The organism is Pseudoxanthomonas sp. G3, assembly GCF_057654715.1.
This window is the reverse complement of record NZ_CM172805.1, coordinates 2,568,565-2,582,861: the sequence shown is the minus strand read 5'-3', so window position 1 is coordinate 2,582,861 and position 14,297 is coordinate 2,568,565. Positions and strand designations below refer to the sequence as shown.

The window sequence follows — 14,297 nt, the reverse complement described above, 5'->3', positions numbered from 1 at the left end:
GGACCAGCGCGTTGGGCGCTACGCTCAGATCAACCGTGCAAACCGCATCCATTCCGCCGTGCGCTGCGCACCGAGTTCGAACGAATGCGCCGGCGTCCAGCCCAGTCTCGCCTTGGCGTGGTCGTTGGCGACCCACGCGCGGTAGGCTTCGCGGACCACGCGGCCTTCGCTGGGCATCCGCACCGAGGGTACTTCGTCGACGTGCGCGATAGGCCGTCGTCCCTGCAGGCGCGATTTGATCAGGATCTTCTGTTCGGGCGTGATGCGTCGGGCGACCATTTCCTTGGTGCCGCGGATCAGCTGGCCGAGCGAGGGAATGGTGCCGAGCTGGGCATGGAACGCGGGCGAGACGGCGAGCCGCACCGCGGCCTTGACGCTGTCGCGCGCACGCGGGCGTTTCGCCTTCCAGTACGCGGCGATCTCGTCGGGCGCGTGGTCGTGAATGGTCTTCGCGCCTTCCACCATCCCGGCGAACGTGGTGATGAAGTCGCCCCACGTGGTCCGTCCGTCGCCATTGATCAGGAACGCATCGCCGACCGCCTCGTCCCGCTCGAGCGCGGCCACGATCGCGTCGCACACATCGTCCACGTACACCGCATTGCAGATACCGCGCCCGCCGTCGACCAGGCTGATCTTGCCTGCACGGGCGTCCTGGACGATCGGCGTGACGAAGAAGCTGAAGGGTCCGTACACGATGGTCGGGCGCAGGATCACGGTCTCCAGCGCGCCGCGCTTGCCCGCCGCCACAACCACGGCCTCGGCCGCGGCCTTGGCGTCGGAATAGACTTCGCCCCAGCGCTTGATCGGCGCGGTGGCCTCGGTCAATACCTCCAGCGCCGGCGACGGGCCATGCACCGCCATCGAGCTCACGTGGACGATGCGCCGCACGCCCGCCCTCACGCAGGCATCGATCAGTTGCAGCGTCTGCTTCTCCGCACCCTGGTCGTCGCCATGGGCCAGGTTGATGACCGCATCGCAGCCGGCCACTGCGCGTGCCAGACTGGCGGCGTCCATCATGTCGCCTGCGATCAGCTCGGTATCCAGCCGGGCGATGCGCGCGGCGCGCGAGAAGTCGCGCACCATCGCGCGGTACGGCAGCCGGTAATGGAGCGAAAGCAGTTCGCACAGGCGCGAGCCGATGAAGCCGGTGGCGCCCGTGACGAGGATCCTAGCGGGCGTCATGCCACCGCCTCCCTGTGGGCCATCCAGGGCTGTGCCATCGGCGTCCGTCGGGCGTAGGCGGTTTCGATGACGGCGAGCGCGCGCAGCGCGGACTCGCCGGTCACGAACGGCAGGCGGCGCTCACGCACGGCGCCGACGAAGTCGTCCAACTGCGCGCGGTAGTGGCTGCGTCCGTCCCAATGCCCCGCGCAGGGGATATGCATCTCCATCGGGCCTCGACGCGTGATCCTGTGCAGGGTCAGCATGCGGGGGTCCGAGGTCGAGGCCTCAAGCGTTCCGCGCTCGCCAACCACGCGGATGCTGCGGCGAAGCCGGTGCGACCAGCTGAACTCCAGCCGCGCGGGGACCGGTCGTCCGCCGATCCGGAGCGTGCCGGTCAGCCTGGCGTTGCTCTCGAAGCCGCCGAAGGCATCGTCCTCATAGGCGATCTGGTCCAGGTCCCCGAACAGCCACAGCATGCGGTCGAGCAGATGCACGCCGGTGTCGAAGAGGACGCCGCCGCCGGTCGCATGCCGGTCGAAATAGCTGTTGCTCGCCATCGGCCAGTCCAGCAGCGCGCCATCCTCGACGATCACCTCGCGGACCTCGCCGATCTCGCCGTCCTCCACCAGGTCGGCCAGCCAGCGGTTGTGCGGGAAGAACCGCATCATCAGCGCGACGGCCAGCACGCGGTCGGTCCTGCGCGCGGCGTCGACCATGCTCTGGCCGTCGGCGACGGTGATCGCGAGCGGCTTCTCGCACAGCACGTCGATTCCCATCTCCATCAACTGGATGGTGACGGGGGCATGGAAGCGCGGCGGGACCGCGACGATGGCGGCATCGACCTTGCCCGCCAGGTCGGCCAGCTCGGTGGTGATCTCGGCCTCCACGCCGCTGGTCAGCGCGGTCCGCGTCGCGTTGCTGCGATCGCGGTCGCACAGCACGGTCACCTCGACCCGGCGATCGGCGAGGATCACCGGCAGGTGCGCCTCACGTGTGATCGCCCCGCAGCCCACAATACCCAGCCGCACAGGCCGGTTCGAATCGATATCCGTCAAGGTGTCCTTCCCCCTGTCCACACCCGTGATACGTGGGCAGGGGGGCAAACCGGCCAAGAGGTGTCCCTGGACGGCCAGCCGCCCGTCCCTGGCGCGCGCTGCAACGGGGCAAGCGCCGGGTGGGCGGGCTTCGAGCATCGTCGGCATGGCGCTTCGCCGCAGGGACAGGAATACTGAACCCGGGGCATGAAGGTCATGGGAGACGCGGGAGTCGCGATGCGGATCGATCCACTGCCGAAGCTCTCCCTGACGAGTGCCTTCTTCGGCGCACCGCTGGTGACGCCCGTTCTCGCGATTCCGCTGGTCGCCCTGCTGCCCGACGTGTACAGCAGCGCCTTTGACGTCCTGCTCTTCCTACCTTTCGTAGTCGTTTTGTCCCTCGTCTATGGATATGCCGGCATGCTGCTCGTGTGCCTGCCACTGATGGTGCTGCTGAAGCACTTCGGAAAGCTGTCCTCGCTGACGCTGTGTGCGAGCACGACGGTTGCCGGTACCGCCCTTTGGATGACGCTGTTCATCGGAGCGCGCACGCCAGACCCCGCCTCGCACACGGCGAGGTTCCTCCTGGTGGGTGCCCTCTGCAGTCTGGGCGTGAGTGCCTGCTTCTCTATCCTGGCGGAGATCCCCATGCGCATTCGGAACGATCGCGCCTAGCGCGAACGGGCGCGCGCGTTCAACCGCCCAGCTTGATCTCCAGCTTCGCCCGCATCTGCTGGCGGAACTTCGTGGCCAGTGCGGCGAAGCCGGCGCCGGTCGGGTGCATCTCGTCGAACCACTGGTCGCTGCGGGTCAGTACGCCGCGTAGGTCGACGAAGTCGAAGACCTTGCCGGTGGTGCGGTCGTCGCGTAGCGGCACCAGCACGCGGTCGACGAAGCCGTCGATCAGCAGGCGGGCGAACTCGCGCTGTTGCTCGATGCGTGGCAGCACGTGCGCGACCTTGTTGCCGATCCACGGGCCGACGCCTTTCTTGAGCAGGGCGGCAGCGCCCAGGTTGCCCAGGGTCAACTGCGCGGCCCGTCCCAATTCGCGCGGGTAGTCGTAGGTGTGCGCCAGGATGGGCGTGCCGGGACGGATGGCCTGGAAGGCGGTAACGAAGGCACGGTAGCGTCCGAGCACTTCTTCGTAGCGCCCCGTGTCCACCACCCGCTGGAACGCCGCGGCCGGGCTCATCGGCGCGGCACCTCGGAACGTGGCCTGCAGGAAGGTGTTCACGAAGTCATTGCCCCCGGCGCTGATCAATACCAGGTCGAAAGCAAAGGCTCGGTACCAACCGGATAGGTCGCGGATGCCGCGTGCCGTGAACATGTCCACGGCGAGGTCGCCGCTGTCCTCCGTGCGGAAGAACAGGCCGCCGGCGCCGAACAGCGGCACGCCTTTCTTCTCATCCTCGGGCGCGGGATACACCAGCCAGTCCAGCAGGTTCATCGACAGCGGGGTGGAGAACCAGGAATCGCCCTCGCAGAACACGATGGGCGTCGAGGCGAACGCGTCGGGCTTGCGGGCCAGCGCCCGGTACAACGCGCGGAACTCGCCGCGGCGGGTGGTCATCAACGATTGCGAAGCGGGCATCGTGTATCTCCGTGGGGCAGGGGCCCACGCGAACCAACGCACGGGATGGGCAAGGACGGCCGTCGTGGGAGGGATTGAGTCGAAGACGATACGCATCATCGCCCCAGGCTGATGTTCCTGGCCGCTGGGCGCCGCGGTGCGTGCCAATCCCGTGTCTTACAGGAAGTCACACCAACTTCCGGCAGGGGTTTGCAGGCCGGGGCGGGTGCTATCTAGTCGGTTTCCTGAGACCGCTGGGGAGCACCGCATGACCACCCGTCGTGACCTGTTCAAGCTGGGCGCGCTGGCCGCTGCTGCCGCTGCGCTGCCGTCCTTCGCCTCCGCCGCGGGCGAAGCAAAGCCCGTGGGCAAGGCCGCCAAGCCGCTGAACATTCTGATCCTGGGCGGCACCGGCTTCACCGGCCCGTTCCAGGTCGAGTACGCGCTCAAGCGCGGGCACAAGGTCACCCTGTTCAACCGCGGCAAGCGTCCGTCGCCGGAGTGGCCGTCCGCCGTCGAGCAGCTGCACGGTGACCGTAACACCGGCGACCTGGCCGCGTTGAAGGGCAGGAAATGGGACGTCTGCATCGACAACCCCACCAGCCTGCCGTTCTGGGTGCGCGATGCCGGCCAGGTGTTGAAAGGCAACGTGGGCCATTACCTCTTCATTTCCACCATCTCGGTCTACGCCGACGGCAGCAAGCCGGGCATCAACGAGAACTCCCCGCTGGCGCGGTACAAGGGCAAGGACGCGATGGCCGAAACGCAGCAGACGCTGCGCGCCGACATCGAGAACCTGTACGGCCCGCTGAAGGCGCTGAGCGAAGCCGAAGCGCACAAGCAGTTCGGCAAGAACGTCACCATCGTGCGCCCCGGGTACATCGTCGGCCCGCGCGACGAGACCGACCGCTTCACGTACTGGCCGCACCGTGTGGCGCAGGGTGGCGAGATCCTGGTGCCCGGCGATGGGCAGGACCCCATCCAGATCATCGACGGCCGCGACCTGGGCGAATGGATGATTCGCCTGGCCGAGGCCCGCACGCTGGGCACGTTCAATGCCTGCGGCCCGGACTACACGCTGTCGATGGACGCCATGCTCTACGGTTGCCAGGCCGTCACCGGCGGCGGCATGACGCTCACGCACGTGCCGCCCACCTTCCTGGACGAGCATCAGGTCGGCCTGCCGATCTGGGTGCCGTCGAAAGACAACCCGTATGCGGGCTATGGCGCGGTCAGCAACCAGCGCGCGATCGCCGCCGGCCTGACGTTCCGTCCGCTCGCCACCACGGTGGAAGATCTGCTGGCGTGGTTCCGCAGCCTGCCGGCCGAACGCCAGGCCAAGCTGGGCGCGGGCATCACGCGCGAGAAGGAAGCCGAGTTGTTGAAGGCGTGGCACGCGCGCAAGGGATAACCCCGGCGCGTTGCATGTCGCCGCCCGGGCATACCGCAACGCGGCTTGCCCAGGCTCGCCTATTTGTCCACACTCGCCGTGTCCAGGAAGGCGCGCGGCGTTAGGGGTAATGCCGCCATACCACCCGTCCTGGATCGCGCGACGCGCGAGCGTCGTCCATTCCATCCAGGGGGAAGTCCATGAAGCGAGTGTGGTGTGCGGCCGCGTGCCTGGCCGTCGTGTCGTTGCCCGGCCGTGCGGCCAAGCCGGAACCGTTGCCGATGCCGGTTGCGCAGCAGTTGCCGGTGGACATTGTGCTGGGGCAACAGGAGTTGGCGGTCGAAGTGCCTGCCAGCGGTGCCGCCACGGGTGCAGCGGTCGGTGGATTGCTGGGTGCCTTGATCGGCACGGCGATCGACAAGGCCGCGGTGTCCAATGCGGAAGAGCGCGTCGTCGAGCTTCGCAACCTGCTGGTGGACTATCCCTTCAGTCAGAGAGCGGAAGCTGCATTGCGCGCCGGCGTAGCCTCCGACGGCCTGTCGCCTGCGCCGCAGATCACCACCTGCGATGCGCCTGCCGCGGTCGGAGGAGGTGGCATGGTGGTCGTGGCCGGCCTGTCATTCGGCTGCAGCGTTGTCCCGGCCAAGGGCGTGCTGGTGGTATCGCCGCGTTATGCGATCGACAACCGCTTCCAGAATCTCGCCGTCCGCCTGCATGTGGCGCTCATCGATCGCGAGACCAAGTCGAACGGCAAGCCTAAGCTGCGCCTGGTGTCGTCCCACCAGTATCAGTTCAACTACCCGCTGGAAGCGCTGGACGGTCAGAAGCCGGACGACAATGCGGCGCGCTGGATCGCGCTGGGCAGCGACCAGCTTGAGGCCATGCTCGATTACGGCATCGACCAGACGATCCAGATGATGGCCTACGATTTCTCTGAAGCCGGCCGCACGGAGCGTGGCGAGAAGAAGCGGGGATCGACCTTCTTCAAGGGCGAATCGTTCAATGGCCAGCAAGTACGTGCGGCCGATCACTGGGTGTGGACGCGTCTCAACGCAGGGCTGCCGCTGCACGGCTATTACCCCGTGCGTGCGGGCGCACTGCCTGCCGTCGCGGTCGCTAGCGACACGGGCAGGGCAGCGCAGACGGAAGGCGCTGTCACGCCACCGGCTGCGGTCGCTGCCGACGCGGCCGCGACAGAGGCGCCATCTGCGCCGGTGACCGACGCGGTGCCTGCCACCGAAGCAGCGCCCGCAACGGAGCCTGCGCCGGCCGCTGCGGTGGATGCCGGGGCGGGCTCGTGACACGGGGGAGGCATGTCCTGCTGCTGTCGATGGCGGCGCTCTCGGCAGGCTGTGTGACGCAGATCGAACGCACGCCGCTGCAAGCGCAGCGCCTGGCGGCACCACCACGCGTCAGCCTGGCATGTGCAGTGACCCTGGTGGAGGTGGTGGATGCGCGACCGGGCGGCGAATCCGCCGGCGTGTACAACGGGCGCGCGCTGCAGTTCACGCGCGCGCCCGACCTTATCCGTGAGCATTTGGTGGCGGCCGGGGTCGGTACGGGCGAGGCGACTGAAGGAATGCGCCTGACAGTCCAGCTCAAGCGCCTCTACATGGCGCAGCAGCATGCGGTGAATACGCCCGTGGTGGTCCTGCAGGCGCAGCTCGGCGACACACCGCCGTTCCTGATCCGGCCCCAGGTGCCGTCGGTGAACTGGTGGGGCAGCGAGGCCGAGCTTTACGACGATCTCGGTGCCGCCGTCGCCCGCGCGAACACGCAACTCGTGCAAGGCGTGAACCAGCGCTGCCCTGGGGCAGCGCGTGGCTGATCGAGGTGCACCTGCGGCGCTGGCGCCTCAGCGCTCGCGCCGCACCAGCGTGCGGTCCACCGGGCCGCGACGCTGCCAGTCGGGCACGGCGCGTTCGGTGGGGGCGCTGACGGCCGGCGCAGGAGTTCCTGTGCCTGGCACCCCCAGTGACGGAATCGATGCAGCGACGGCCATCTCCTCCAGCTTCGGCGCGATGTCGGTGCCTTGCATGATGCCCAGCGGCGTATAGCCGGCGTAGCCGGGGAACACCTGGCTGAGGTTGGCGTTGCCCATGCGGCGGATGAGGATCTCCGACATGATGCGGCGGTAGTCGGTGGTCACCGGCACATCGCCGAAGGTGGGCGAAAGCGTTTCCGGATTCAGACCGGGCCAGCTGCCGTAGAAGCGGCGGCCATTCACCGGGCCGCCGAGCACCAGCATCGGATTGCCATAGCCGTGGTCGGTGCCACCGTTGGCGTTGGCGCGCACGCGGCGGCCGAATTCCGATTGCACCACCACCGTCACCCGCGCCATTTCGCCCGTGCCGTTGAGTTCGGCATAGAACGCGGCCAGCGCGGCGGAGAGTTCGTTGATCTTGTTCTGATAGTAGTGGTAGCCGCTGCCCGCGGTGCCTTGCCCCTCGTGCGTGTCCCAACCGCCCAGGTCCAGCGTGGCGTAGCGCAGGCCCAGGTTGAAGCGGATGCTCTGCGCGATGGTCCACAGCTGCTGCGCGAAGTTGCCGGTCGGCCAGCTCGCCGGCAGGCTGGCGTAGCCCTGCTGGCCGATCAGGCGTAGCGCGCCGTCGGCGCGTCGGCCGGTGACCTCCAGGCCGGTCTGGCCGTTCCACAGCGAGGCCACCGTCTCGGCCACGCCGCGCAGGCCGGCGGGCGAGTCCGAACGCGTGCGTTGCCAGCTCCACGCCGTGGTGTTGAGCGAGAAGTCCGACGGGCTGCTCATGGTCAGCGCATCCACCGCGCCCATCAGGCCGGCCGGCTGCGTGCCGCTGACGCCCAGGGCGGGCAGGGTGCCGGTGCCGCTCGGGCGGGTCTCCCACGCGCGCGTCATCCAACCGCTCGGCGAACCGTATTTGCCGGGCGTGCCCAGGTCGATGTACAGCTGCGCATCGAAGTGGCTGCGCGTGACCGTGGTAGCCATGCCGCAGGCATGCACGATGGCCAGCTTGCCGTCGTTCCACAGATCGCGCAGGCCGGTCGCGGAGGGATGCAGGCCGAAGCCGGTATCCGCACCGCCGGCGAGCGTGAGCGGCAGCGCGCCGTACGCGCCGCTGGTCTCGATCTTCAGGCTGGGGCGTGCCTCCTCGTAGAAGCCGCGGTCCACGCCTCCGGTGGGCACGACCAGATTGAGGCCGTCCAGGCCGCCGCGCAGGAACAGGTGCACGACGGTGTCGTAGCTATTGACGGCCGCATCCACCGGATCGGCGAACATCAGCGTGCCGCCGGCCGCGCTGACGATGGCGGCGCTGCCGCAGCCTTTGACGAATTCGCGTCGGGTCAGTTTGAAATCGCGCATGGCGGGCCCTCAGCGGCTCATGAATTCGGGAGTCATCAGGATCAGCGCCACCAGACTGCGCAGGCGCTCGTGGTTGTAGTGCCGCTTCAGGTCGCTGCCCTGCCACGTGTTGGTGTCGGTGATGACGTAGGTGTTGGGGTCGCCGTTCTGCGCCATGAACGCCACCAGCGCCTGCTTGCGCGCGGCTTCCGGCTGGTAGCCCAGCAGGCGCGTGCACCACCAGGTCACCAGGTTGTTGGCTGTCCAGTTGGCGACGGGGACGTTGGCGCGCGTGGTATCGACCACCGGATGCAAGGGCACGTCGCCGTCCCGGGTTTCGGTCAACCAGCCCAGCACGCGCCAGGTCATCGCGAACGAGTTGGAGCCCGACCACGCCAGGCCCGTGTCAGGGTATCCGTTCGGCGCCGGCCAGTTGTAAGGCGCATGCCCGGTGAAGCCGTAGAGCCACATGAAGTCGTTGCTGCGGCCGTGGTCCAGACGCAGCGTCCAGTCGCCGCCCAGCGTGCGCATCGCCGCCACCGCGGCATCGAAGGGGCGACGGTTCTTCTGGCCGAAGCTGTTGATGAAGTCGTCCGAATTCAGGATATGGCGCATCACCAGTTCGATCTGGTTCGGCGCCTGCCAGTTGGCGCGGAAGATCGCCGCGGCGCTGTCGATCAGCCCTTGCCGCGGCGTATCGCCGATGAAGCGGCGGATCAGTTTCTTGCAGATGAATTTCGCCACGCGCGGATGGCTGGCCAGCCGATCCAGCACGTCGCGGCCATCCTTCAGCGCGGGCTGTTCGGGATAGATCAGCATGCCGAGCAGGAACTTCGGTCCGGCGTCGTGCCACGACTGCCGGTAGACGAAGGTGCCGTCGTTCTCGCTGGGGAACTGCCAGTGCCCGTTCTTCGCCGACCAGCCGGTGAAGGCGGCCGAGGTCTCGTACACGTCGATGTCGGTATATCCGATGGGATACGCCGGGTCCTCGGGGCAGGGCGGCACCTGGAACGGGTCCATGAAGCCCAGGTAGTTCTCCGCGCCGAGGGTGTGCAGCTCCAGCAATTCGCGGGCGAAGTTCTCGTTCGGGCCTGAGCGCGAATTGCTGATGTTGTCCAGGTAATACAGCATCGCCGTGCTCTGGGCCACGCCTTCCAGCATCGTGCGGAAGTTTCCCTTGGCGTTGGCGCGGATCACGTCGCGGTCGTAGTGCACGAACACCGGGCCGACGCTGAAGTCCGTGCCGAGCACATTGAAATGGTCGTGCCAGAAGTTCACCAGCACCTCGCGCAGCTGGCGGCGCGAGTACACGGCACGCACGAACGCCGCGCGCTGCACCTCGTTGGCCGGACGCATGCGGATGCTGTACTCCGGATCCGGCACCACGTGGTCGGCCCACAACTGGGCCAGCGACTTGTTGAGCGTGGTGTAGCCGCCGGCGGTCAGGCGGTTGGTGACGGCGCTGTCGTCGATGGCCTCCCAGTTGAGCTGCCAGTCCACGTAATTGGCCAGGCGCTGGCGGTCGGTGCTGCCCAGCGCGTTGAACTCGGCGAGCGTGGTGGCGGTGGCGCCGTAGCTGAGGTTGTTCAGCGCCTGCACCGCGAACGGGGGGCGCGCCATCGTCAGCAGACGCGCATTCGTCTGCCCCACCATCACACGGTCCCCGCTGGCGGCGACCGCCGGCTCGGGTGCGGGCGTGGTGTCCTTCGGGCTGGGCTGTTCGCCGCCCTTCCAACCGTACAGGCGGTTCAGGCGCTGGCGCACCTGGGTGGCGAGGTCCGCCTTGGGCCGCGACAGCAGCACATCGGTTTCCGCCTCATTGCGAAGCGCCGGACCGGTCGCGGTACGGCGGACAGGTCCGCGCGCGGCGAACCGGCGCCACGGGAGGGTATAGCGCGCCATGCGGTGTTTCCCACATTCCCCAGAATGGCGGGAGTATTGGCCAAGACCCGCGCGATGTATGCGACCGCGCGCACAGCCCGGTCACGTGGCGCGCGGTTTCAGACCAGGCCGGTGGCGTAGAACACGCCGATCACCACGAAGACGGCCGCGGTCTTGATGAGGGTGATCGCGAAGATGTCCTTGTAGGACTGGCGGTGGCTCAGCCCGGTGACGGCCAGTAGGGTGATCACCGCACCATTGTGGGGCAGGGTGTCCATGCCGCCGGAGGCCATCGAGGCCACGCGATGCAGCACCTCCATCGGGATGCCGGCCGCGTTCGCATTGGCGATGAAACTGTCTGCCATCGCCGCCAGCGCGATGCTCATGCCGCCCGAGGCCGAGCCGGTGATGCCGGCCAGCGCGGTGACCGAGATCGCTTCGTTGACCAGCGGGTTCGGGATGGCCTGCAGCGCATTGGCCACCACCAGGAAGCCGGGCAGGGCGGCGATGACGGCGCCGAAGCCGTATTCGGAGGCGGTGTTCATCGAGGCCAGCAGCGCACCGCCGATGGCGCTCTTGGTGCCCTCGGCGAAGCTGGCGAACACCGGCCTCCAGGCGAATGCGATCACCGACACGATGCCCACCAGCAGCGCGCCCTGCACGGCCCAGATCGCGGCGACCTTCGAGACCTCCTGCACCACCGGCGCCGGATTGCCGATGACGGCCGGGACGAAGGACTGGCTGTCGCCATAGAAGCCCGGAATCCAGCGGGTGAACAGGAAATTCGCCACGCCCACCAGTAGCAGCGGCAGGATGGCGATCAGCGGATGCGCCAGGCGGTCACCCCTGAAAGGCTCGGGTTCGTTGCGCAGCTCTTCAGTGCCGGCATAGCCCTCGCCATTGCGCGCGGCCACACGGCGGCGCCATTCCAGATACGTCATGCCGACGATCAGGATGAAGACGCCGCCGATCGTGCCCAGCACCGGCGCAGCCCAGCCGGTGGTGCCGAAGAACGACGTGGGGATGATGTTCTGGATCTGCGGCGTGCCCGGCAGCGCATCCATGGTGAAGGTGAAGGCACCCAGCGCGATGGTGCCCGGCACCAGCCGCTTGGGGATATCGCTCTGGCGGAACAGTTCCGCCGCGAACGGGTATACCGCGAACACCACCACGAACAGCGACACGCCGCCGTAGGTCAGCAACGCGCACACCAGTACGATGGACAGCATCGCGCGCTGGGCGCCGACCACCTTGATCGTCGCCGCCACGATCGCCTTGGAAAACCCGGAGATCTCGATCAGCTTGCCGAACACCGCGCCCAGCAGGAACACCGGGAAGTACAACTTCAGGAAGCCGACCATCTTGTCCATGAACAGGCCGGTGAACATCGGCGCGACCAGCGAGGGATCGGTCAGCAGCACCGCGCCCAGCGCCGCGATCGGCGCGAACAGGATGACGCTGTAGCCGCGGTAGGCCACGAACATCAGGAAACACAGCGCGGCCAGCACGATCAGGAACGACATCCACGACTCCTCGGCCAGCGCCGGTTGCAGTGCGGCGAGTATCGGCAGGGCCGTGGCGCCCATCCCACTGTACGAAGGTACGATGCCCTCCGCACGGGCCACCCCCTAGTGTTCGCTTCAATCGGCGGCAACCGCCCGCCGCCAACGTCATACCCGGGAGGAGGGGAGACCCATGAAGCGCAAGCACTTGAGCCTGGCCATCGGCTGCGTCCTGTTGTCGTCCGTGCCGGTGGCATGGGCGCAGGACGCCGCGCCGGTCGGCGCATCGCCAGCCACCAACGCCACCACGCTGGATTCGGTCAAGGTCACCGCGCGCAAGCGCGAGGAGACCCTGCAGGACGTGCCGGTGGCTGTCACTGCGTTCACGCCGGAGACGCTGGACAGGCTCAACATCAAGGACCTCGGCGACCTCGACGCGCAGGTGCCTAACCTGACCGTATACGCGGCGCGCGGCTCCACCAGCACCGTCACCGCCTACATCCGCGGCGTGGGCCAGGCCGATCCGCTGTGGGGCGTGGACCCGGGCGTGGGTATCTACCTGGACGACGTCTACATCGCCCGCCCGCAGGGCGCGTTGCTGGACGTGTTCGACGTGGAGCGCATCGAAGTGCTGCGCGGCCCGCAGGGCACGCTGTACGGCAAGAACACCATCGGCGGCGCGATCAAGTACATCTCGCGCGGCCTGCCGCAGGAAACCACCGGTTTCGCCTCGGTCACCGTGGGCAACTACAACCAGCTGGATGTGAAGGCGGCCCTCGGTGGCGAAATCGGCGGCAAGGACAGTGGCCTGCGCGGTCGCGTCTCGGTGGCCAGCATGAACCGCGACGGCTTCGGCGATAACACCTATACCGGGCAGGAGGTCAGCGACAAGGAAATCAATGCGGTGCGCATGCAGCTGGGCGCGTACTCGCAGGACGATTTCGACGTGCAGTTCGCCTTCGACTACATGGACGACCAGTCCGGCGTGCGTGGCGCGAAGATGCTGGCGCCCAATCCGCTGGCGCCGGCCTATCCGCCGACCAGCGACCGCTACGACATCCGCAGCGGCATGAAGAACATCAACGACACCGAGATGAAGGGTGCCTCGGTGACGGCCAACTGGCGTCCGAGCGATAACTGGGCGTTCAAGTACGTCGCCGCCAAGCGCGAGTCCGACACCGAGACCAATATCGACTTCGACACCACGCCGTTGCCGTTGGTGGACGTGCGTGCGTTCTACAGCGACAGCCAGGTGAGCCAGGAACTGCAGGCCAACTACGACGGCGGCGGCCGCGCGCGCGGCGTGATGGGCCTGTACTGGTTCAACGGCGACGCCGGCGGCCAGGTGCTGAACTACTTCTGGAACCCGCTGCTGGCCACCGGCCTGACCAATCCGCTGTTCGGCGATACCCAGGGCGTGGTCAACACCAAGAGCATCGCGCTGTACGCCGACTGGACCTTCGACCTGACCGACCGCCTGAAGCTGGACGTGGGCGCCCGCTATACGGACGAAGACAAGCATGCCATCGCGCTGAACCGTTTCTACACCAACAACCAGTACACGACCTCGTGGGGGACGGCGGCGAACTTCAACAAGACGGTCAACTTCAAGAACGTCTCGCCGAAGGTGTCGCTGGACTACCAGATCACCCCGGACATCATGGTCTACGGCCTGGCCTCGCGCGGCTTCAAGTCGGGCGGTTACAACATCCGCGCCAACACCACGGCGGTGCCGCGCTCGGGCGAGCCGTTCGACGACGAATCCGTCGACAGCTTCGAGATCGGCAGCAAGATGTCGTTCCTCGACCAGCGCCTGTTCCTGAACCTGTCGGCGTTCCACAACAAGTACGAGGACATCCAGCTGTCGGTGTTCACCTCGTACACGCTGCCGAACGGTTCGCAGAGCTTCTTCGGCGACTTCACCAACGCCGGCAAGGGCACCGTGAACGGCGTGGAAGTGGAGTACCAGTTCCTGCCGACGGCAAACTGGCTGATCAGCGGCAACCTGGCCTGGCTGGACGCGAAGTACGACGAGTTCATCACCAGCGGCGTCAACGTGGCCGACAGCCAGCGCTTCACCAACGCACCGGAGTTCTCCGGCGCGATCAATGTGGAGTACCGCACCGACCTGGCCAACGGCGGCAACCTGTCCGCGCGCGTGGGTTATTCGTACCAGTCCGAAGTGTGGCCGACCACCGACCTGAGTCCGCTGATCCGGCAGGAAGGCTACGGCCTGGTAAGCGCGGGCGTGATCTGGAAGCTCGACGACGCGTGGAGCCTGTCGTTGCAGGGCACCAACCTGGCCGACGAGGAGTACCGGACCACCGGCTACAACATCGCCGCCTACGGCGTGCTGACCGGCTTCTACGGTCCGCCGCGGCAGTACAGCCTGACCGCGCGTTACGACTTCTGAGTACGCGCAAGGCCACGGTGCGGGAAC

The 14,297-nt window shown here is 67.4% G+C and carries 11 protein-coding genes; 5 read left to right on the top strand and 6 right to left on the bottom strand.

The features are described 5' to 3' along the window. Window positions 1–24 precede the first annotated feature (24 nt). Complete coding sequence (locus tag AC23D6_RS12220) at window positions 25–1,182, bottom strand: NAD-dependent epimerase/dehydratase family protein (RefSeq protein WP_487749530.1); 1,158 nt, start codon at window positions 1,180–1,182, stop codon at window positions 25–27. After that, window positions 1,179–2,366 (bottom strand): Gfo/Idh/MocA family protein, encoded by a 1,188-nt coding sequence (locus AC23D6_RS12215; protein ID WP_487749529.1) that lies wholly within the window; start codon window positions 2,364–2,366, stop codon window positions 1,179–1,181. The genes AC23D6_RS12220 and AC23D6_RS12215 overlap by 4 nt, the downstream gene beginning before the upstream one ends. A gap of 39 nt (window positions 2,367–2,405) precedes the next feature. On the opposite strand from AC23D6_RS12215, the gene AC23D6_RS12210 reads away from it, so the two are divergent. Beyond that, window positions 2,406–2,873 (top strand): hypothetical protein, encoded by a 468-nt coding sequence (locus tag AC23D6_RS12210; RefSeq protein ID WP_487749528.1) that lies wholly within the window; start codon window positions 2,406–2,408, stop codon window positions 2,871–2,873. A 19-nt stretch (window positions 2,874–2,892) separates the two neighbouring features. Here AC23D6_RS12210 and AC23D6_RS12205 read toward each other — a convergent pair whose 3' ends face one another. Continuing rightward, entirely contained in the window at window positions 2,893–3,789 is an 897-nt protein-coding gene (locus AC23D6_RS12205) for a hypothetical protein (protein ID WP_487749527.1), read from the bottom strand. Between the two features lie 247 nt (window positions 3,790–4,036). Between AC23D6_RS12205 and AC23D6_RS12200 the strand changes: the two genes are divergently transcribed. The 3 genes from AC23D6_RS12200 (at window position 4,037) to AC23D6_RS12190 (ending at window position 6,986) form a co-directional block, all read left to right on the top strand. Further along, on the top strand, window positions 4,037–5,179 hold the full coding sequence (locus AC23D6_RS12200; protein ID WP_487749526.1) for an NAD-dependent epimerase/dehydratase family protein: 1,143 nt from the start codon (window positions 4,037–4,039) through the stop codon (window positions 5,177–5,179). A gap of 179 nt (window positions 5,180–5,358) precedes the next feature. Beyond that, entirely contained in the window at window positions 5,359–6,459 is a 1,101-nt protein-coding gene (locus AC23D6_RS12195) for a hypothetical protein (protein ID WP_487749525.1), read from the top strand. Window positions 6,460–6,512: 53 nt separating this feature from the next. Further along, on the top strand, window positions 6,513–6,986 hold the full coding sequence (locus AC23D6_RS12190; RefSeq protein ID WP_487749524.1) for a hypothetical protein: 474 nt from the start codon (window positions 6,513–6,515) through the stop codon (window positions 6,984–6,986). A 27-nt stretch (window positions 6,987–7,013) separates the two neighbouring features. On the opposite strand, the gene AC23D6_RS12185 is transcribed toward AC23D6_RS12190, so the two are convergent. The 3 genes from AC23D6_RS12185 to AC23D6_RS12175 all read right to left on the bottom strand — a co-directional run bounded on the left by AC23D6_RS12185 (window position 7,014) and on the right by AC23D6_RS12175 (window position 11,878). Continuing rightward, on the bottom strand, window positions 7,014–8,495 hold the full coding sequence (locus AC23D6_RS12185; protein WP_487749523.1) for a DUF1501 domain-containing protein: 1,482 nt from the start codon (window positions 8,493–8,495) through the stop codon (window positions 7,014–7,016). A gap of 9 nt (window positions 8,496–8,504) precedes the next feature. Then, complete coding sequence (locus tag AC23D6_RS12180; protein ID WP_487749522.1) at window positions 8,505–10,376, bottom strand: DUF1800 domain-containing protein; 1,872 nt, start codon at window positions 10,374–10,376, stop codon at window positions 8,505–8,507. 98 nt (window positions 10,377–10,474) lie between these two features. Then, on the bottom strand, window positions 10,475–11,878 hold the full coding sequence (locus AC23D6_RS12175) for a GntP family permease (RefSeq protein ID WP_487752630.1): 1,404 nt from the start codon (window positions 11,876–11,878) through the stop codon (window positions 10,475–10,477). Window positions 11,879–12,050: 172 nt separating this feature from the next. On the opposite strand from AC23D6_RS12175, the gene AC23D6_RS12170 reads away from it, so the two are divergent. Next, a complete protein-coding gene (locus AC23D6_RS12170) occupies window positions 12,051–14,270 on the top strand; it encodes a TonB-dependent receptor (protein ID WP_487749521.1) in 2,220 nt (739 codons plus the stop codon). The last annotated feature ends 27 nt before the right edge of the window (window positions 14,271–14,297 follow it).